At 64.2% G+C, this 17,462-nt stretch carries 21 protein-coding genes and 1 pseudogene; 7 read left to right on the plus strand and 15 right to left on the minus strand.

Annotated elements, in window-relative coordinates; genetic code table 11:
• Positions 1-16: 16 nt before the first annotated feature.
• From arsD to ASU23_RS12405, 8 genes are all read right to left on the minus strand, one after another.
• Positions 17-424, minus strand: a complete 408-nt coding sequence (gene arsD, locus ASU23_RS12370; RefSeq protein WP_058038021.1) for an arsenite efflux transporter metallochaperone ArsD — start codon at positions 422-424, stop codon at positions 17-19.
• Between the two features lie 34 nt (positions 425-458).
• Positions 459-1,526, minus strand: a complete 1,068-nt coding sequence (locus ASU23_RS12375; protein ID WP_058038028.1) for an ArsO family NAD(P)H-dependent flavin-containing monooxygenase — start codon at positions 1,524-1,526, stop codon at positions 459-461.
• 66 nt (positions 1,527-1,592) lie between these two features.
• Positions 1,593-2,003: a low molecular weight phosphatase family protein gene (locus tag ASU23_RS12380; protein WP_054802002.1), complete on the minus strand. Its 411-nt coding sequence runs from the start codon at positions 2,001-2,003 to the stop codon at positions 1,593-1,595.
• A 28-nt stretch (positions 2,004-2,031) separates the two neighbouring features.
• Positions 2,032-3,027 carry a thioredoxin-disulfide reductase gene (trxB, locus tag ASU23_RS12385; protein ID WP_058038022.1) on the minus strand — a complete coding sequence of 332 codons (996 nt, stop codon included), beginning with the start codon at positions 3,025-3,027 and terminating at the stop codon, positions 2,032-2,034.
• Between the two features lie 41 nt (positions 3,028-3,068).
• Positions 3,069-3,485, minus strand: a complete 417-nt coding sequence (locus tag ASU23_RS12390) for an arsenate reductase ArsC (RefSeq protein WP_058038023.1) — start codon at positions 3,483-3,485, stop codon at positions 3,069-3,071.
• Positions 3,486-3,526: 41 nt separating this feature from the next.
• The gene (locus ASU23_RS12395) at positions 3,527-4,180 is read right to left on the minus strand and encodes an arsenate reductase ArsC (protein ID WP_011133473.1); all 654 of its coding nucleotides are present in this window, start codon (positions 4,178-4,180) and stop codon (positions 3,527-3,529) included.
• Positions 4,181-4,207: 27 nt separating this feature from the next.
• Positions 4,208-5,305, minus strand: a complete 1,098-nt coding sequence (gene arsB, locus ASU23_RS12400) for an ACR3 family arsenite efflux transporter (protein ID WP_011133472.1) — start codon at positions 5,303-5,305, stop codon at positions 4,208-4,210.
• Positions 5,302-5,688 (minus strand): helix-turn-helix transcriptional regulator, encoded by a 387-nt coding sequence (locus ASU23_RS12405; RefSeq protein ID WP_020971547.1) that lies wholly within the window; start codon positions 5,686-5,688, stop codon positions 5,302-5,304. The genes arsB and ASU23_RS12405 overlap by 4 nt, the downstream gene beginning before the upstream one ends.
• A gap of 109 nt (positions 5,689-5,797) precedes the next feature.
• On the opposite strand from ASU23_RS12405, the gene ASU23_RS12410 reads away from it, so the two are divergent.
• Together ASU23_RS12410 and ASU23_RS12415 are read left to right on the plus strand one after the other, a co-directional pair.
• Complete coding sequence (locus tag ASU23_RS12410; protein WP_011133470.1) at positions 5,798-6,202, plus strand: MerR family transcriptional regulator; 405 nt, start codon at positions 5,798-5,800, stop codon at positions 6,200-6,202.
• Positions 6,199-6,537: a hypothetical protein gene (locus tag ASU23_RS12415; RefSeq protein WP_020971548.1), complete on the plus strand. Its 339-nt coding sequence runs from the start codon at positions 6,199-6,201 to the stop codon at positions 6,535-6,537. The genes ASU23_RS12410 and ASU23_RS12415 overlap by 4 nt, the downstream gene beginning before the upstream one ends.
• A 102-nt stretch (positions 6,538-6,639) precedes the next feature.
• On the opposite strand, the gene ASU23_RS12420 is transcribed toward ASU23_RS12415, so the two are convergent.
• The gene (locus tag ASU23_RS12420) at positions 6,640-7,098 is read right to left on the minus strand and encodes a heavy metal-responsive transcriptional regulator (RefSeq protein ID WP_011133469.1); all 459 of its coding nucleotides are present in this window, start codon (positions 7,096-7,098) and stop codon (positions 6,640-6,642) included.
• Positions 7,099-7,403: 305 nt separating this feature from the next.
• On the opposite strand from ASU23_RS12420, the gene ASU23_RS12425 reads away from it, so the two are divergent.
• The 4 genes from ASU23_RS12425 to ASU23_RS12440 are packed head-to-tail and all read left to right on the plus strand — an operon-like array spanning position 7,404 to position 10,902.
• On the plus strand, positions 7,404-7,784 hold the full coding sequence (locus tag ASU23_RS12425) for a helix-turn-helix transcriptional regulator (RefSeq protein ID WP_011133468.1): 381 nt from the start codon (positions 7,404-7,406) through the stop codon (positions 7,782-7,784).
• Positions 7,777-9,729: a cation-translocating P-type ATPase gene (locus tag ASU23_RS12430; protein ID WP_020971549.1), complete on the plus strand. Its 1,953-nt coding sequence runs from the start codon at positions 7,777-7,779 to the stop codon at positions 9,727-9,729. The genes ASU23_RS12425 and ASU23_RS12430 overlap by 8 nt, the downstream gene beginning before the upstream one ends.
• Before the next feature lie 53 nt (positions 9,730-9,782).
• Positions 9,783-10,250 carry a signal peptidase II gene (gene lspA, locus ASU23_RS12435; protein ID WP_225320461.1) on the plus strand — a complete coding sequence of 156 codons (468 nt, stop codon included), beginning with the start codon at positions 9,783-9,785 and terminating at the stop codon, positions 10,248-10,250.
• 49 nt (positions 10,251-10,299) lie between these two features.
• Positions 10,300-10,902: a cadmium resistance transporter gene (locus ASU23_RS12440; RefSeq protein ID WP_020971550.1), complete on the plus strand. Its 603-nt coding sequence runs from the start codon at positions 10,300-10,302 to the stop codon at positions 10,900-10,902.
• A 362-nt stretch (positions 10,903-11,264) separates the two neighbouring features.
• Here the strand turns inward: ASU23_RS12440 and ASU23_RS12445 are convergent, their stop codons facing one another.
• The 6 genes from ASU23_RS12445 to ASU23_RS12470 form a co-directional block, all read right to left on the minus strand.
• Complete coding sequence (locus ASU23_RS12445) at positions 11,265-12,632, minus strand: rhodanese-like domain-containing protein (protein ID WP_003944677.1); 1,368 nt, start codon at positions 12,630-12,632, stop codon at positions 11,265-11,267.
• 53 nt (positions 12,633-12,685) lie between these two features.
• Complete coding sequence (locus tag ASU23_RS12450) at positions 12,686-12,955, minus strand: metal-sensitive transcriptional regulator (protein WP_003944639.1); 270 nt, start codon at positions 12,953-12,955, stop codon at positions 12,686-12,688.
• 78 nt (positions 12,956-13,033) lie between these two features.
• Positions 13,034-13,807 carry a sulfite exporter TauE/SafE family protein gene (locus ASU23_RS12455; RefSeq protein ID WP_003944622.1) on the minus strand — a complete coding sequence of 258 codons (774 nt, stop codon included), beginning with the start codon at positions 13,805-13,807 and terminating at the stop codon, positions 13,034-13,036.
• Positions 13,807-14,223 (minus strand): DUF302 domain-containing protein, encoded by a 417-nt coding sequence (locus ASU23_RS12460; RefSeq protein WP_011133463.1) that lies wholly within the window; start codon positions 14,221-14,223, stop codon positions 13,807-13,809. The genes ASU23_RS12455 and ASU23_RS12460 overlap by 1 nt, the downstream gene beginning before the upstream one ends.
• Before the next feature lie 44 nt (positions 14,224-14,267).
• On the minus strand, positions 14,268-14,519 hold the full coding sequence (locus ASU23_RS12465; protein WP_003944652.1) for a YgaP-like transmembrane domain: 252 nt from the start codon (positions 14,517-14,519) through the stop codon (positions 14,268-14,270).
• A 26-nt stretch (positions 14,520-14,545) separates the two neighbouring features.
• Entirely contained in the window at positions 14,546-16,612 is a 2,067-nt protein-coding gene (locus ASU23_RS12470) for an MMPL family transporter (RefSeq protein WP_253741324.1), read from the minus strand.
• A gap of 631 nt (positions 16,613-17,243) precedes the next feature.
• Between ASU23_RS12470 and ASU23_RS34855 the strand changes: the two are divergent.
• Positions 17,244-17,462: pseudogene (locus ASU23_RS34855) on the plus strand (HAD family hydrolase); the annotation flags it as partial.

Here is a 17,462-nt window from a genome sequence, read left to right on the forward strand (position 1 = left end):
GCGTTCGTGGGTGCTTTCAGCAGCAGGTGGTGGAGTCGGCGTCGTCGGTGGCGCAGCATGCCGAGGTGTCGGAGAGTCCGAGCATCATGATCCCGGCCGGCGCCTCTGCGGCGGCGGGTTCGGTGAGGCCGGCCCATTTCGCAAGTTGGCTGCGGGTGGGATATTTGCCGGTCAGCGCGGTGACTCCGTCGACGAGCGCCAACGGGAGCCCTTCCGAGCCGGACAGCTTGAGAAATGCGGCGACGGTGTCGTTTCCGGCGAAAGCGAGGGGGTCATTGGCGAGGTTGTGGCGCGTGATGGTGCCGCCGTTGCCCGCGACCCAGTCGAGGTCGGCGGTGAAGGTGATCAGTGCCTGGTCGACGTCGTCGCCGCAGACTCCGGTGTTGCAGCACAGGGCGGGTTCGAATACTTCGATGGTGCTCATGGCGATGTCCTCTAGTTGTTGGGTGTGGTCTAGCTCAGTTGACGGGGAGAGCAAAGACTTCGTCGTCGAGTGCTGCGATGGCGTCGCGGGCAGTGCGGCCGACACCGATGATGGTGGCCGATGCGGGTCCGGTCCAGTCGCCGTACCCGAGGAAAATCAATCCGGGTTCGCCGGCGACGTGCGCTCCGTCCATGTCGATGCGCCCGGTCTCGGCATCCCGTAATCCGAGGGACTGCAGATGCCGCAGTACCGGACGGAATCCGGTGCACCAGATGATCACGTCCACCGGTTCGACGTGATCGCCGAAGACCAGTCCGGTGGCGGTGAGTCGGTCGAACATCGGGTGCGCCACCATCACGCCGCGGTCGCGGGCGGCTTTGACCGGCGGCACCATCACGATGTCGCCGAGTCCGGCGATGCCACCGGAATCGGTTTCGCCAGCTGCGATTTCACGGGCATGTTCACGCGCGACGTCGAAAAGGACCCGGCCGTCGACGTCGTCGGGCAGGAATCGTGGTTCCCGCGTCGTCAACCAGAGTGTCTCGGCGACGGTGGAGACTTCGGCGACGATCTGCGCAGCAGAGTTTCCGCCGCCGACGACAGCAACCTTGCTACCGGCGAACGGTGCCGGCGATTTGTAGCTGGTGGTATGGATTTGGGTGCCGGTGAACTCGCGGATACCGGGGTAGATCGGCCAGAACGGTTGGCGCCACGTACCGGTGGTGTTAACGACAGCCCGCGCGAACCAGCTGCCGCGATCGGATTCGACGAGATACCCACCGCCGGACCGGGTTACCGAGGTGACTCGGACCGGGCGCTGCACCGGCAGGTCGTATCGGGTCTCGTAGGCGGTGAGGTACTCCGCGACATGTGAGGCGGGCGGGAAACCCGGGCTCCATGCCGGCATCGGCCAACCGGGCAGTGAGGAGTACCCGGCGGGTGAGAACAGGTGCAGTGAGTCCCAGTAGTGCTGCCACGATCCACCGGGCGATGTTTCGGCGTCGAGGATCACGAAGTCGCGCCCGGTGCGGCGCAGGTAGTACCCGGCTGCCATTCCGGCTTGACCACCTCCGATCACGACCACGTCGGTGGAGATCGGCATCTGTGAACTCACGAGTGTCCTTTCCTCATCCAGGATTTCGATTGTGCGGCTGCGCTGATCGAGGTGTCAGGGCGTGGTCAGACGATCGGCGAGTGCGTCGACGCGGGCGGCGATGTCGTCGCGGACCAGGCGCATTCGTTCGATTCCGTCGATGCCGCGTTCGGACGGCTCGTCGGTGTCCCAGTTCTCGAAGTCGGTGCCGGCGACGGAGTCGACCTTCGCTTCGTTGCCCAGGGTGACGACGAGGTCGACATCGCGCACGAGTTGCGGATCGATCAGCGTCGGAGTTTGTCCGGTGATGTCCACCCCGACTTCGAGGAGGGTTTCGGCGGACAGGGCGTTGACCGCGTCGCCGGGTTTGGTGCCGGCGGAGTACACGTCCACCTGGTCGCCGGCGGCTTTGCGCATGAGGCCGGCGGCCATCTGGGATTTTCCGCCGTTCTTGACGCACACGAACAGCACTGACGGTGTACTCATCGAAAATTCCTGTCTCTGGGTTCGATTGTCAGGGGGCGCCGACGACATCGACGGCATGGCCCGCTGCGTCGAGGGTGTTGGCGGTGATGTCGCCACGATCGGCAAGCCAGCGTTCGGCGTCGATCGCAGCGGAGCATCCGGTGCCGGCAGCGGTGATCGCCTGACGGTACGTGTGATCGACCAGGTCGCCGGCCGCGAAAACACCGTCGACGGAGGTGGCGGTGGAGCCCGGGGCGACGCGGACGTAGCCGGCGTCGTCGAGATCGACCTGGCCCTTGACGAGTTCACTGCGCGGATCGTGGCCGATGGCGACGAACATGCCCGTGATGTCGAGGGTGGACGTCTCGCCCGTAACGGTGTCACGGACCTTCAGTCCGGTGACGCTGTTCTCGCCCAGGACTTCGAGGGGTTCGGTGTTGACGAGGAATCGGATCTTCTCGTTCGCCTTGGCGCGCTCGAGCATGATGCGCGAGGCCCGGAACTCTTCGCGGCGGTGCACGAGGGTAACGCTGCGGGCGAAGCGGGTGAGGAAGGTTGCTTCTTCCATGGCGGAGTCACCGCCGCCGACCACGACGATGTCCTGGTCGCGGAAGAAGAAACCGTCGCAGGTGGCGCAGGCGCTGACGCCGCGGCCGAGGAGGCGTTCTTCACCGGGAATGCCCAGGTAGCGGGCTGCCGCGCCCATGGCGAGGATGATCGCGTGCGCGGCGTAGGTTTCGCCGTTCGCGACGACGGTCTTGATCGGCTTGCTCAGATCGATCTCCTCGACGTCCTCGGTGCGGATGTCGGTGTCGAAGCGCAGTGCCTGCTCGCGCATCTGTTCCATCAGATCGGGGCCCATGATTCCTTCGCGGAATCCGGGGAAGTTTTCGACTTCGGTGGTGGTCATGAGGGCGCCACCGAACTGGGTTCCCTCGAAGAGGAGGGGCGCGAGCTCAGCACGCGCGGTGTAGACACCAGCGGTGTAGCCGGCCGGTCCGGAACCGACAATGATGACGTCATGGACCGCGGACGGGATGGTCATAGTGTCTCTTTCACGGGATCGAATACGGGAAGCGTGGGCGGTCAGCGCGATACCGACGGGGCGGTGAGTTCGCTGATCAGGGCTTGTACGCGAGTCTTGATCTCGTCGCGGATCGGGCGAACCGCATCGATGCCTTTGCCGGCCGGATCGTCGAGGACCCAGTCGCGGTAGCTCTTGCCGGGGAAAATCGGGCAGGTGTCGCCGCAGCCCATCGTGATCACGACATCGGAGTCCTGCACGGCGTCGGTGGTGAGGATCTTCGGGGTCTGGGCGGAGATGTCGATTCCGAGTTCGGCCATCGCTTCGACTGCGGCGGAGTTGATGGTGTTCGCGGGGGCGGATCCGGCGGAGCGGACCTCGATGGCGTCGCCGGCGAGGTGGCTGAGGAATCCGGCGGCCATCTGCGATCGGCCGGCGTTGTGGACACAGACGAACAGGACGCTGGGCTTGCTGGTCATGAGGATGAAGGTTCCCTTCGAAGACGGAAGTAAGAGGTCGGTCAGACGGCGACGGGTGTGGTCAGTTCGGTGAGCAGCGCGATCACCCGTGCATCGAGGTCGTCGCGGATTGCCCGCACCACCTCGAGGGGTTGCCCGTCCGGATCGTCGAGAGCCCAGTCGAGGTACCTCTTCCCCGGGTAGACGACGCACGCATCACCGCAGCCCATCGAGACGACACAGTCCGCCGCGGCGACCACATCATCGGTGAGCGGTTTCGGGAACCCGTCGGCCAGATCGATCCCGATCTCGGCCATCGCCGCGGTGACGGCGGGGTTGATCTCGTGGACCGGCGCGGATCCGGCTGAGCGCACATGAACGCGGCCACGGGCGTGGTAATCGAGTAGTGCCGCCGCCATCTGCGACCGCCCCGCGTTGTGCACACACACGAACAGAACTTCGGGCACGTCCTTGGCGAGTGCTCCGCTGGACTGGGCCAAAGCGGTGAGGCGGTCGGCGGCGAACCGCGCCGCGAGCGAGGTGAGATGAGTGTGGATCTTCGCGGTCCGGCGCAGCGCCGTGTAGGACTCGAAGACATAGCGTTCGACGGTTTGCGCGGAGAACACTCCGACGTACTTCGCCGCCAAGTCGTGCGCGGTGCGCGAGAGAACGGCCTGCGGTGAGAGGAGATCGGGCTGGGCGCGGTGCTCGTTCATCATGACTCCCGAAGAGTTGTAGGTGACTTACGTAGCGGTGGGTGCGGGTGAAACCTCTTTGACGGCAAAGCGTTTGCGTAGAGCAAGGGAGACATAGACCAGCCCGACGAGCACCGGTACCTCGATCAGCGGGCCGACAACACCGGCAAGAGCTTGCCCCGAGGTGGCGCCGTAGGTGGCGATGGCTACGGCGATCGCGAGTTCGAAGTTGTTGCCCGCTGCGGTGAACGCCAGGGTCGTCGTGCGTTCATAGCCCAATCCGATTGCGGCGCCGAGGATGTAGCCTCCGCCCCACATGAGCGCGAAGTACGCCAGCAGCGGCAACGCGATCCGGACGACATCCCAGGGCTGGGAGGTGATCTGTTCGCCCTGCATCGAGAAGAGCACGACGATGGTGAACAGCAGACCGTAGAGCGCCCAGGGGCTGATCTTGGGGATGAACTTGGTGTCATACCAGTCGCGGCCTTTGGCGCGTTCACCGAAGAAGCGGGACAGAAAACCTGCCAGCAGCGGGATACCGAGAAAGATCAGGACCGATTTCGCAATCTGCCAGGGCGAGGTGTCGATGGTGGTCTGTTCGAGGCCGAGCCACCCGGGCAGGACCGAGAGGTAGAACCAACCGAGCACGGCGAACATGATCACCTGGAACACCGAGTTGATGGCGACCAGCACCGCGGCGGCTTCGCGGTCTCCGCACGCCAGGTCGTTCCAGATGATCACCATCGCGATGCAGCGAGCGATACCGACGATGATCAAACCGGTTCGGTATTCCGGCAGGTCGGGCAGAAACAGCCAGGCGAGGGCGAACATCAGCGCCGGGCCGAGAACCCAGTTCAGGAACAGGGAGCCGGCGAGGAGTTTCTTGTCCCCGGTGACTGTGTCGAGGCGGTCGTAGCGGACCTTCGCCAACACCGGGTACATCATGATCAGCAGGCCGAGGGCGATCGGCAGGGAGATGCCGTCGATCTGCACCTTCTCCAGGGCAGTGTTCACACCGGGGATCCAGCGTCCAACCAACAGGCCGACGACCATGGCCACGCCGATCCAGACCGCAAGATAGCGGTCGAGGGTGGAGAGTTTTCCGACGACTTCGGGGTGTTCGGTGGTGGCAGCGGTGTTGCTCATGCGGTGACCTCTGCGCACGCGTCCGCGACACTCACGCTCGTACCTTCGACCAGGAGCACGGCGGAAAGCTGTTGCAGCGCAGCCGGAATAACCCAGTAGTACACCCAGGTCCCGCGGCGTTCACAGTCGAGCAGCCCGGCCTGTCGCAGCACCTTGAGGTGATGCGAGATAGTCGGCTGAGACAGGTCGAACGTATCCGAGATGTCGCAGACGCAGGCTTCACCACCCTCGTGACTTGCCACCAAGCTCAGCAGGCGCAAGCGGACGGGATCGCCGAGGGCTTTGAACATCCGCGCCAGGTCGCCGGCCCAATCCTCGGTCAACGGTTCACGGACGAGCGGCGAGCAGCAAGCGCCGGCCTCCGCCCCATCTTGATTCGACATGCTTCGATATTGACAGATATCGAAATAACGCGCAACCAACCTCAGATGAATTTCCGCCGACGAGAGACGACTTGACTCCGTAGCCGGGTACCGGGTTCACAATGGCGACATGCGTAGCAGTGAACTGGCCACCCTCGCCGGGGTGAACGTACAGACGTTGCGGTACTACGAACGGCGCGGACTCCTGCAGCACCCGCCGCGATCCACCTCGGGATACCGCTCATATCCGGACGAAACTGTCGAAATTGTCCGGTTCGTCAAACGCGCCCAAGAACACGGCTTCAGCCTCGACGAAATCAACGAACTTCTCCATCTCGCCGGCGGCGGACCGGACGATTGCGACACCGCTCGGCGACTGGCGCAGACGAAGATCACCGAGTTCGGCGAAAAGATCCGAGATCTGCAACGCATGCGGGCCTCGCTGACCGAGTTCGCGTCCACCTGCGCGCGACCGCGAGCGGACCGGCACTGCCCCATGCTCCAGACACTGCACACCGACAAAGGACGACCATGATGCATCTCGAAATTCTGCAGGTCCCGGACTGCCCTAACGTGCCGCTCCTCGAACAACGAATCGAGCACGCTCTTTCAGGCGTGCCGATCGAATGGGAACTGCGCCACGTGATCATCGAAGATCCTCGATCAGCGGAACTTGCGGGCATGGCGGGATCTCCGACGTTGCTCGTTGACGGCCACGACCCCTTTGCCGAACCGGATCAGGTGCCAAGCGTGTCCTGCAGGCTCTACCGCGACGCCGTGGGCGCGGTCGGTGGCGCTCCCACTGTGACTGCCCTGAGGAATGCATTCGAACGGGATTCACCCACTGCCGCTACTTCCGTACCTGACTGATCAATACACCGACAACACCACTACAACCGCTTCGCGCACCTCATCACGTTGCAGAGCGCCGAACCTGCTGAAATAGGAAGGGATGCATGGCCGCAATCAATTTCACGATTCGGCAACACCTTCCTGAGACTCGGATTCCAGGATCCAGCACACACCGACATCGTCGGCTTCCGACGGAATCTCACCTTCCGCTCGACTCAGCAAAGCAACAAGGTTTGTTTCGAGCGTGGCAAGTTCGCGGATCTTGCCACGAACCTGGGAAAGATGCTCCGAGAGCATCTCCACGACCTGTTCACAAGGAGCCGCCCCGCGGTCATGGGTGGTGAGGATCTCGCGGATCTCTCGCAAGGTGAAACCTGCAGACTGGGCGCTGCGGACGAACCGCAAACGCGCAAGAGATTCCGGACCGTAGTCCCGGTAGCCGTTGGACTTTCGGACCGGGACGGGAATCACCCCACTGTCCTCGTAGAAACGCAGCGTTTTCGGGGCAACGCCACTTCGAGCGGCCAGTTCACCAATTTTCACGAGATCCTTGACCTTCCATCGCACTGGAATGTCCATTATGGATGACGTTCGGGAACCGCAGGTGACTCGGACCGTTCGTCGCCGCGCTGGCGATGAACACTCAGAAGGAGGTGAATGAAATGAATCCACTGGAGATGTTGTGCGACTGGCTGTGTCGAGCGATGGGTCCTTGCTGTCCCCCCATGTGATGCCGTGGCGAGCAACTCGCAAACTACAGATGTCACTTCGCCATTCCTGGTGAGGTACGTCGGCCGGCCACCGTTCGGCTGACGTACCGCATCTACTTCAAGTCCAGTGCGTCCACCCTTCCTGGAATCGTCCAATATTGCTATCATCGTCGTATGACGATGAATAACGAGCCTGGATGCCTCGCCGCAACCGGCAGCGGGTCGAGCCTGGATGCGGCAGTGGCACTGTTCCACAGTCTCTCGGACGGCACCCGGTTGTCGATCGTGCGCCGTCTCGCCGAAGGAGAGGCGCGGGTTGCGGATTTGATCGGTGAACTCGGCCTCGCCCAGTCGACGGTGTCCGCACATGTTGCATGCCTACGTGATTGCGGTTTGGTCGACGGCAGACCGGAAGGTCGGCAGGTGTTCTACTCGCTGGCCCGGCCGGAATTGATGGACCTACTCGCCTCGGCGGAGACGCTGCTTGCCGCGACGGGGAACGCGGTTGCCTTGTGCCCGAATTACGGCACCGCCATCGGAGATAGCCGTGAGTGACGCATGCGGTTGCGGTCACGACGAACCCCGCGTCGAAGGCGAGGAAGAACACGGGCCCGAAAAGTGGTGGCAGGTTACCGAGATCCGGGCGGCTGCAGCTGCGGGCGTGCTGCTGATCGCGGCGCTGATAGTGGGCCTGGCCGGTGGGCCGGATGCTCTCGGGCTCGGTCTCGAGGTGGGCGCCCTGCTCATTTCCGGTTACACGTTCGTCCCGTCCACTCTCGCACGCCTGGTCAAGGGCAAGATCGGGGTCGGCACCCTGATGACGATCGCGGCTGTCGGCGCGGTACTGCTCGGTGAGGTGGGCGAAGCGGCCATGCTCGCGTTCTTGTTCGCGATCAGCGAGGGACTCGAAGAGTATGCGGTCACCCGCACTCGCCGGGGCCTGCGGGCCTTGCTGTCTCTGGTGCCGGCCACCGCGACAGTTCTCCGCGGCGGCCGCGAGGAAACCGTTCCGCCCTCCGAACTCCAGCTCGGCGAGCTCATGGTCGTCAAGCCTGGGGAACGGATCGCCACCGACGGGGTCATCCGCACCGGACGCACCGCTCTGGACACCTCCGCGATTACCGGTGAATCGGTGCCCGTCGAAGCCGGTCCCGGCAACGAGGTGTTCGCAGGATCGATCAACGGCACCGGCGTCCTCGAAGTCGAGGTCACCGCAGATGCGCAGGACAATTCGCTGGCCAAAATCGTGCGGATCGTCGAGGCCGAGCAGTCCCGCAAGGGCGAGGCGCAACGCCTCGCCGACAAGATCGCCAAACCGCTGGTTCCAGGTGTGATGATCGTCGCCGCAGTTATCGCCGCGGTCGGCAGTGTGCTCGGCGATCCGCTGGTGTGGATCGAACGCGCCCTGGTGGTGCTGGTCGCCGCCTCCCCGTGTGCGCTGGCCATCGCGATCCCTGTCACCGTTGTCGCCGCGATCGGTGCGGCGTCCAAGCTCGGTGTCCTGGTCAAGGGCGGCGGTGCACTCGAGGCCCTCGGCCGGATCCGCACCGTTGCGTTGGACAAGACCGGCACCCTCACCCGCAACCAGCCTGCCGTGATCGATGTGGCCACGGCGGACGGCGCCAGCCGCGAGGACGTTCTCGCGGTGGCCGCAGCGTTGGAGGCGCGCAGCGAGCACCCTCTCGCTCGCGCGATTCTCGCCGCCGTCGACGACTACGCACCCGCCGACGACGTGGACGCGGTCACAGGGGCGGGCCTGACCGGGGCCATCGACGGCATACCTGTGCGCCTCGGTCGACCGGGCTGGATCGACCCGGGTCCGCTGGCAGGGGATATCGAGCGGATGCAGCATGCCGGCGCCACTGCGGTGCTGATCGAGCGCGCCGGAACGGTCATCGGGGCGGTCGCCGTCCGTGACGAGCTCCGACCGGAAGCACGTGAGGTGGTTGCCGGGCTACGACGCGGCGGGTACACCGTCGCGATGCTCACCGGCGACAACGAACGCACCGCCCAGGCGCTGGCCGCCGACGTCGGGATCGACGACGTGCACGCCGACCTGCGCCCGGAGGACAAGGCACGGATCGTGGAAACCTTGCGTGCGAGCCGCCCGACGGCAATGGTCGGGGACGGTGTCAACGACGCCCCCGCCCTGGCCACCGCCGACTTGGGCATTGCCATGGGCGCGATGGGTTCCGACGTGGCCATCGAGACCGCCGATGTTGCTCTGATGGGTGAGGACCTGCGGCACCTGCCGCAGGCGTTGGCGCACGCGCGCCGCTCCCGGACCATCATGTTGCAGAACGTCGGACTGTCGCTGGCGATCATCACCGTTCTGATGCCGTTGGCCTTGTTCGGGGTTCTCGGCCTGGCCGCCGTGGTCCTGGTGCACGAGGTCGCTGAGATCGTGGTCATCGCCAACGGTGTCCGGGCCGGCCGCGCGCAAGCCTTCCCCACCGGATCGGTACCCGCACCGGCGGGGAAGGTCGAGGCCCGCACGTGAGCGAATTAGCGGCTCGATCAATCCGCACAGGTAGCACGCGGCGGGTGATTCTCGTGGTCGTCGGTCTCGCTCTCATCGCGATCGCACTGTCGGCCGAACCCGTTGCGCGCCGTACCCTTTCCGGTGCACGCACCGTCGATATGGGATTGCTGCAACTGAAGTTGGCGTACAACAGCGGTGTCGCGTTCAGCATCGGCCAACAGCTTCCGGCCTGGATCATCCTCGCGGTCACCGCCGCCATCACTCTCGGCGTCGGAATTTACGCCTGGCGCACCGTCCCCACCGCTTCACTGGTGGGGACGGTGGGTTGGTCGGCGATCCTCGCCGGAGCTGCCGCCAACGTGATCGATCGTGCCGTCGACGGAAAGGTCACCGACTATTTCCACACCGGCTGGTGGCCCACCTTCAACCTCGCCGACACCTACATCACCTGCGGCGTCGTGCTGCTCGTCGCATCACTGATCTTTGAGTCCACCCACGACCCGGCCGATCCCCCGCCCGCACAGGAGAGTTCGAAATGACAGCAATACCCGAGATCAGGCCGCGCCGCGGCAGCCGCCGGATGCGAGGATGATCGGCACCATCGCCGCGGCGGTAGCGATGTTCGCCGGCACCAACATCGACGACATCGTCGTACTGACCGTCCTGTTCGTCGCCTCCGCCAGTCAAGGACGGCCGCGGGCATGGCAGATCGTTGCCGGCCAGTACCTCGGCCTGATCACCCTCGTCGCGATCAGTGTGGTCGCCGCCCTCGGGTTGGTGATCGTGCCCGAGGACTGGGTTGGACTACTCGGGTTACTTCCCCTGTCGCTAGGAATCTGGGGACTGATCCAGGGCTTACGCAGCGACGGAGACGGTGAACCCGTAGTCCTCGCGGCCGGGACGATCAGCGTCGCCGCCATCACCATCGCCAACGGCGCCGACAACATCGCCGTCTACACCCCGGTCTTCCGCACTCTCGGTGCGCCCCAGACCATCGTTACCATCGCCGTGTTCCTGATCTGTGTCGGACTCTGGTGCGCCGCCGGCAGAATGCTCGGCACCCACAAGAAGGTCATCGACACCCTCGAGCGCGTCGAGCACTGGCTCGTGCCCACAGTCTTCATCGGGCTGGGCGTCATCATCCTGCTCGAATCCGGTGTGATCGGCCGCCTGATCGCCGCCGCGGCATGACCGACACTGCTGGCACGGTGGCACCTTGATCCGTCCCGGCTCCTCGCGGTCGCCGGGGCACTCGGATGTCTGCGACTCCGCGCACCGCATCCCGGCCGGAGCCGTGCATGGCGCGTCACAACGGTCCGGCCACCGAAGCAAAGGCGAGCGGAAGATCCAGTGCGAATTGGCAGAACGACAAACTCGGACGGCGCCCGAATGATCGTTGGACCAGCGGTGGCCGCCTTCTCGGACGTCGGCACGGGCAGGGGTTGGGCTTCCTGCCCTCTGTCGGAATTATCCGATGGCCGTTTGCTGAAATCGGGGAGATCAGCCCCGTGAACCACTCGCATCGTGCGGCTTGCGCAGCGGCGGCGCATTCGTCAGGCGGGCGATGTGTGGAGACCGAGCTGCACGGCATGCTCGTAGTCATCGTCGATGAGGACCACTGTGCGGTGTTCGCGGTCGAGAAGTGAAGCGGCGATCGATGCGCGGTAACCGGATGCGCAGTGCACCCACACTTCGGCCGCGGAAACTTCCTCGAGTCGGTGTGGTAGCTCGTGGAGGGGGATGTTCACGGCACCAGGAAGGTGGCTGTCCGCGTACTCGGACTGTTGACGCGCATCGAGGACGCTTATCTCACGTTCGCCGGTGGCCGCCGCGAGTCCGGCGAAGTCGGATACATCGTAGGAGCGGACCTTTCCGTCGCCGACGAGCGAGTGAATCTCACCGACGGCGGATCCGGAGGGACTGTCGATGCCGATCCGAGCCAGCTCGCGGGTCGCCTCGGCGATCTGGTCGGTTGTTTCACCGATCAGCGTCAACGGCACGCCCCACTGATAAAGCCATCCGAGATAGGTGACGAAGCTGGTCGACAGTTCGAACCCGAGAGAGCCATCGACGTGGCCGGCGGCGAAAGCGGTGCGTGCTCGTAGGTCAACGACCCATTGCCCGGCGTCGATGCGGCGACGTAGTTCGTCTGGATCGACGGGCTCGGGCATGGACAGGTCGATCGGGGCCGGCCCTTTGGTGTTGATGACGCCCATATGGGCGTAGTACGCGGGATATGCAGACAGGCCCGCGATCAGCTCGTCGACATAGGTGTGTTCGTCCTGAGTCAGTGCGGGGTTGGACTGCTGCTGTTCACCGATGGTGGATGAGTCCCCGCTGGTCGGAGTTGCGGCACAGAAGCTACCGAACCCATGTGTGGGGTAGACCTCCACCTCAGCGGCCAGTTCGGCCGCGATGCGGCGGACCGAATGGTACTGCGCGTGGGTCAGTTCATCAGTGTGCTCGGAGCCGAGCAGGTCAGTACGCCCGGTGGACCCGTAGAGCATGGAGCCGCCGGTGAAGATTGCGATCGGCTCGCCGCGCCGGTGCAGAACGTAACTGACGTGGTGATGAGTATGCCCTGGGGTGTGCATGACCTCGAACGTCGTCGATCCCGCGTCGACGACATCGCCGTCGACGACTGCTCGGCGCTCGTATTCGACCGGATCGCCGTCCGGGACGACGTATTCGGCACCCGTGGCGCGCGCAAGTTCCAGGCCGCCAGTGACGTAGTCGTTGTGGATGTGAGTTTCCAGCACGTGGGTGATGACAGCGTTCTTTTCTGCTGCCAGCGCCCGGACGCGGTCGATGTCGCGTTGTGGATCGATCACCACGGCGATACCGTCGTGGCTGATCAGATAGCTGCGGTCGCCGAGGCTGGAAGTTTCAATGATGGCGATGTCCGGGTCGGTCGTGCTCATGGGGAGCTCCTACATGTTGTCGGTCGGCCTCGTTCCTGATGTGAAGCGGGCGTTCAGGCCAGCGCCAGGAAGAGCTTTTCCAGTTCTGCTTCGGTCATGGGTTCTTTGTTGTCTGCCGCTTCGCCTGTCATACACTCTCGGAGACCGGTAGCGACGATCTTGAAGCCCGCTTTGTCGAGGGCCCTGGAAACAGCGGCGAGCTGGGTGACAACGTCTTTGCAATCGCGTCCGTTCTCGATCATGCCGATCACTCCCGAGAGTTGGCCGTGTGCGCGGCGGAGGCGGTTGAGGACCAATGCGATGCTGTCTTCGTCGCCGATCATGGGGTCTCCTTCAGATGCATGATGATGCCAGAAATTGCCAGATTACCCCCGGGGGCATCCAACGGGGTGCACGGTAGATCATCCGAGAACGAGAGTGTCGATGAGGACGTAACCTGCCACGACAAACACCAGGTAGGCGAACCACTGCCGAAGTGAGTCCGTGGCGATGCGTGTACCGAATCGTCCGGCCACCAACGAACCCGCAATGGCTGAACCTGCGAACGCTGCCGTCAAGGGCCAGTTTCCACCGAGGCCGTCGGCCTGAGCGATGAGTCCGGCGGCGGAGTTGGCGACGATGACCACCAAAGAGGTTCCGACGGCGACACTCATCTCGATTCCCAGCAGCAGAACCAATGCGGGGATGATCAAGAAGCCCCCGCCGACGCCGAACAGTCCGGTAAGGACACCGACGCCGAATCCGGTCGGTATGGACCGAGGTGCGCATCGGCGCCAGTTGATCCCGGAATTGCTCGTCCTGCAGGCGGTTCCGGGATTGTCGGGGCTGCGCAGCATGCGTGCCCCCGCGAGGATCATGACGATCGCAAAGCCGATCATCACGGCAGTTTCAGGTAGATGCTTGCCAAGGGCAGTGCCGGCCAGGGTGCCGAGGACTCCGGTGGCGGCGAAGATTGCCGCGAGTCGCCATTCGATGAGCCGCGCCCGCACCTTGGAGATGACCCCGACCGCGGAGGCGACACCGATCACCAACAGCGAAGTCGGTATCGCCTCCGGCAGGGGGAACCCGAGGGCGTACACGAGGATCGGGACAGCGAGGATCGATCCACCGCCTCCGAGGAGACCGAGCAGGATTCCGACGGTGAGGCCGAGCGCCAGCGCCAGGGTCAACGTCATCAACTGCGCACTGCATCCCGACTGCCGAGCGTGTCCAGGGCGGCTTGGAGTTTGGTGGTGGCCTCGGCCGCGACATCTGACAGTGCTGGTTCGCCCGTCACTTGGACCATGAGGTCCGGGTTCATCGCCTCGACGATGACCGATCCGGCGGTGGTGTCGGCACGGACGACGACGTTGCAGGGCAGTAGCAGGCCGATCTCACGCACGATTCCTACGGCGCGGTGTGCAAGCGTGGGATTGCACGCGCCTAGGATCAGATACTTCTCCATGTCTGTGCCAAGTTTGGCTTTCAGGGTGGCCTGCATGTCAATTTCGGTCAGCACACCGAAGCCTTGCTCGGACAGTGCTGCTTTGGTGGCGGTGACCGCCGTCTCGAAGTCGGTGTCGGTCAAGGTGGTCGAGAGTGCGATGGTCATGGTGGAGAATTCCTTCCGTTCGTCGAACTGCGGCAATTGTGTGCCTATCCGCTTCGGGGGTGGCGAAGACTTGGTACGCCCGCTCTGGTGAGAAGCGCACTTGCCGGGCACCAGCCGACCGCGGCGTAGAGGGCGAGGTTCGCGGCGGCGAAGGCGCTGAGCAGCCTCCACCGTGGTGCGTGGAGTTCGCCGAGGGTCAGGCCCGTGGCGGTGACGCCGGCGGCCAGTGCGGGGACGATACGTTCGATCGGCCACCCGGCAGACGTGCTCGAATGCGTGATGTTCGGATCGGTCATGATTCCTCCGTGAGGTGTTGTAATGGTCAGTGCGAGAAGCGGATCGACGGCAACATTCTGCGCAGCCAGGCCGGTGCCCACCATGCAGCGTGACCGCTCAGCCGGAGCAGGACTGGGAGCAGGATCAGCCTGATCAGGAAGGCGTCGAGCAACACCGCGACGCCGAGGATGATGCCCATTTCTTTGGGTGGGAGCGGATCGGAGAGCGCGAAGGTGAAGAACACGGCGACCATGACCGCCGCAGCGGCGAAGATGACGCGTCCGGAGTGCGCGAGGCCGTCGACCTGAGCAGCCTTCGGGTCCCCGGTCTTCTCGTAGTGTTCTTTCGCGGTGGCGAGCAGGAACACGGTGTAGTCCATGGCGATGGCAAAGATCATCGCGAAGAAGAACACCGGCCCCCAGCCGTCGAGGAAACCTTGAGGGGTGAAGCCGAGCAGCGACGATCCGTGTCCGTCTTGGAAGATCAGCTTCGCAACCCCGAACGCTGCGGCGGTCGACAGCAAACTGACGGCGGTGCCGAGGATCGCGATCAGTGGTGCCTGCAGAGCGACGAGCAGCAGGATGAAGCCGAGGGCGAGGATGATCCCGATAACCAACGGTAGGTAGTCGTTCAGGGCTTGCTGCAGGTCGAGGTTCTCCGCTGGCGCGCCGCCGACGAGCGCGGACTCCGGTAGTTGTGCGCGTAGGTCACCGAGGATCGTGCCCATGGCCTCTGCGGAAGGGTCCACGGCAGGAAACGCTTGCAGCAGTGTGTAGTTCGAATCGTCTGTTGATGGTGTGGGCGGGGTGACCATCGAGATCCCGTCGACGCTGCTCGCTGCCGCGGCGGTAGCAGCCGCATCGGAAGACGGGACAACTATCTGCAGCGCGCCGGGTGCCCCGTCACCGAACTGGGCCTGAACCAACTCGTAACCTTGCCGAACGGGCGCATCGTCGGGAACGACAGCGATGGACGGCATTGCCACCTTCAGTCCCAGGACAGGTAAGGCCAGGGCGACGAGGATGCCGACGGAGACCAGCGCGAACGGCCATGGGTACTTGTGAAGCAATTCGCCCCACGCAGCGAACTTCGGGGATCGGTGCTGTTGGCGTTTCGCGTAAGGCAGGGATGCTGCGTTGACCTTGGGGCCGAGTGCGCCCAGCGTGGCCGGAAGAAGTGTCATGGTGGCGATCAGAACGAACGTGACGGCCAGCATGATGCCTACGGCCATGGTGCGCACGGCCGGTGCGGGAACGAGCAGCACTGCCGAGAGGCTGACCAGGACGGTAAGTCCGGACAGGATCACCGCTTTGCCTGCGGTGTCCATGGTTTCGGCAACGGCTGCTCGTGGATCGGCCGTACGGAGGGCGTCGCGGAAGCGGGCGACGATGAACAAGGCGTAGTCGATGCCGAGAGCGAGGGCGAACATCATCGCGAAATTCATCGCCCATACCGAGATCGGTGTGACCTCGTTGAGCAGCACCAAACCGCCGGCGGAGGCGACGAGTCCGGCCACTGTGAGCAACAGCGGCAGCCCGGCAGCGACGAGGGAGCCGAATGCGAGCACCATGATCGCCAAAGTGACTGGCCAAGAGAATAGTTCAGCCTGAATCATCGCATCGTGGTTGGCTTTGTTGAAGTCGGACCACAACGCGGAGGATCCGGTGGGATAGACCTCGATACCGTCGCCGGAGAGTGCGGTCAGCTCGTCTTTGACATCGTCGACGGCTTTGACCATGTCGTCCGTGTTTGCGTTGGCGCCGGCGATGAGGATGCCGGTGTGGCCGTCGGGGCTGATGGTCATACCAGGCTGTGGGGCGATGACGGCACCGAACCGGGTGTCACCGTCGAACACAGCTGTGACGTCGATGAGTCTCTGCTGCACGGTGGGATCGTCGATCGACGCGGTGTCCGAATGGACCACCACCTGAACCGCGGCCGAGGAGTTCCCGCCGAAATGCTGTTGCGCGAGTTCACGGACCTGGACCGATTCGGATCCGTTGGCTTGCCACCCAGCACCCGCCAGTGACGAAAAAACCGACGGCGCTGCAGATCCGAGCGCGACAAGCGCGATCAGCCAGACACCGAACACCCATCGGCGGCGTGCGACCATCGCGCTTCCCAGGCGTCCGAGTATGCCGGGTGTAGATACGCGATCACGATCGTCACGACCGGTGGCCGTCACGGTGTCGGGCACAGACATAACTTCTCCTAAAATACGGGCGGGGGTATTCAAATGAGCGAGCTAGACCTCGGTAAACCTGACCCAATTGGAAGGTTAGGCCCTTGCACTCGCGACCGGGATTGGCGGCGAAACAGCGATCGCGAGGCGCTGGCGCCGATCGATAGGACCAACGGTCTCAGCAGAGCAGGTGCACTGCCGAGGCCGTGAAACATCCTTCGTGACGTCGTCGACATGTCGATCGCAACCTGCCCACGCGATCTTGTCGCATATCGGGCACGGGACGGAGTAACACATAGACAGTCCTTTCTGACGAGCGTCTACCCACTGTTGCATATACCCAGGGGGGTATGCAAGTACCCCTGGGGGTATACGCTCGGGTAGGCCGTTCGCTCCTCTCGGGCGCCCACCCGAGGGGGTGGGCCGTCTGGGTCGTCGAGTGCCCAGGCGAGGTACCGCTTTCTGGGTAGCCGACGCACACGTCGGCGCATCCGTCGAGACGACTCAGTCCGGGTGCGGCGGCCACGCCATCGGTGAGAGGTCTCGGGAACTCGTGGCGTGGATCGAGCGCGCCGGAACCGTCATCGGGGCAGTCGCCGTACGAGACGAGCTCCGACCGGAAGCACATGAGGTGATCGCCGGGCTACGACGCGGCGGATATACCGTCGCGATGCTCACCGGCGACAACGAACGCACCGCCCAGGCGCTGGCCGCCGACGTCGGGATCGACGACGTGCACGCCGACCTGCGCCCGGAGGACAAGGCACGGATCGTGGAAACC

It is taken from the genome of Rhodococcus sp. KB6, assembly GCF_001445685.1.
Lineage (GTDB): Bacteria > Actinomycetota > Actinomycetes > Mycobacteriales > Mycobacteriaceae > Rhodococcus_F > Rhodococcus_F qingshengii.

What these genes read in the sequence shown, in the direction of transcription:
- ASU23_RS12395 (WP_011133473.1), bottom strand. Translation starts at nt 4,180, where the DNA reads ATGAACGAGCACCGCGCCCAGCCCGATCTCCTCTCACCGCAGGCCGTT.
- ASU23_RS12455 (WP_003944622.1), bottom strand. Translation starts at nt 13,807, where the DNA reads ATGACGTTGACCCTGGCGCTGGCGCTCGGCCTCACCGTCGGAATCCTG.
- ASU23_RS12440 (WP_020971550.1), top strand. Translation starts at nt 10,300, where the DNA reads ATGATCGGCACCATCGCCGCGGCGGTAGCGATGTTCGCCGGCACCAAC.
- arsD (WP_058038021.1), bottom strand. Translation starts at nt 424, where the DNA reads ATGAGCACCATCGAAGTATTCGAACCCGCCCTGTGCTGCAACACCGGA.
- ASU23_RS12470 (WP_253741324.1), bottom strand. Translation starts at nt 16,612, where the DNA reads ATGGTCGCACGCCGCCGATGGGTGTTCGGTGTCTGGCTGATCGCGCTT.
- arsB (WP_011133472.1), bottom strand. Translation starts at nt 5,305, where the DNA reads ATGAGCAACACCGCTGCCACCACCGAACACCCCGAAGTCGTCGGAAAA.
- ASU23_RS12420 (WP_011133469.1), bottom strand. Translation starts at nt 7,098, where the DNA reads ATGGACATTCCAGTGCGATGGAAGGTCAAGGATCTCGTGAAAATTGGT.
- ASU23_RS12450 (WP_003944639.1), bottom strand. Translation starts at nt 12,955, where the DNA reads ATGATCGGCGACGAAGACAGCATCGCATTGGTCCTCAACCGCCTCCGC.
- ASU23_RS12410 (WP_011133470.1), top strand. Translation starts at nt 5,798, where the DNA reads ATGCGTAGCAGTGAACTGGCCACCCTCGCCGGGGTGAACGTACAGACG.
- trxB (WP_058038022.1), bottom strand. Translation starts at nt 3,027, where the DNA reads ATGACCATCCCGTCCGCGGTCCATGACGTCATCATTGTCGGTTCCGGA.
- ASU23_RS12390 (WP_058038023.1), bottom strand. Translation starts at nt 3,485, where the DNA reads ATGACCAGCAAGCCCAGCGTCCTGTTCGTCTGTGTCCACAACGCCGGC.
- ASU23_RS12460 (WP_011133463.1), bottom strand. Translation starts at nt 14,223, where the DNA reads ATGACCATCGCACTCTCGACCACCTTGACCGACACCGACTTCGAGACG.
- ASU23_RS12425 (WP_011133468.1), top strand. Translation starts at nt 7,404, where the DNA reads ATGACGATGAATAACGAGCCTGGATGCCTCGCCGCAACCGGCAGCGGG.
- ASU23_RS12415 (WP_020971548.1), top strand. Translation starts at nt 6,199, where the DNA reads ATGATGCATCTCGAAATTCTGCAGGTCCCGGACTGCCCTAACGTGCCG.
- ASU23_RS12380 (WP_054802002.1), bottom strand. Translation starts at nt 2,003, where the DNA reads ATGAGTACACCGTCAGTGCTGTTCGTGTGCGTCAAGAACGGCGGAAAA.
- ASU23_RS12465 (WP_003944652.1), bottom strand. Translation starts at nt 14,519, where the DNA reads ATGACCGATCCGAACATCACGCATTCGAGCACGTCTGCCGGGTGGCCG.
- ASU23_RS12445 (WP_003944677.1), bottom strand. Translation starts at nt 12,632, where the DNA reads ATGAGCACGACCGACCCGGACATCGCCATCATTGAAACTTCCAGCCTC.
- ASU23_RS12375 (WP_058038028.1), bottom strand. Translation starts at nt 1,526, where the DNA reads ATGCCGATCTCCACCGACGTGGTCGTGATCGGAGGTGGTCAAGCCGGA.
- ASU23_RS12405 (WP_020971547.1), bottom strand. Translation starts at nt 5,688, where the DNA reads ATGTCGAATCAAGATGGGGCGGAGGCCGGCGCTTGCTGCTCGCCGCTC.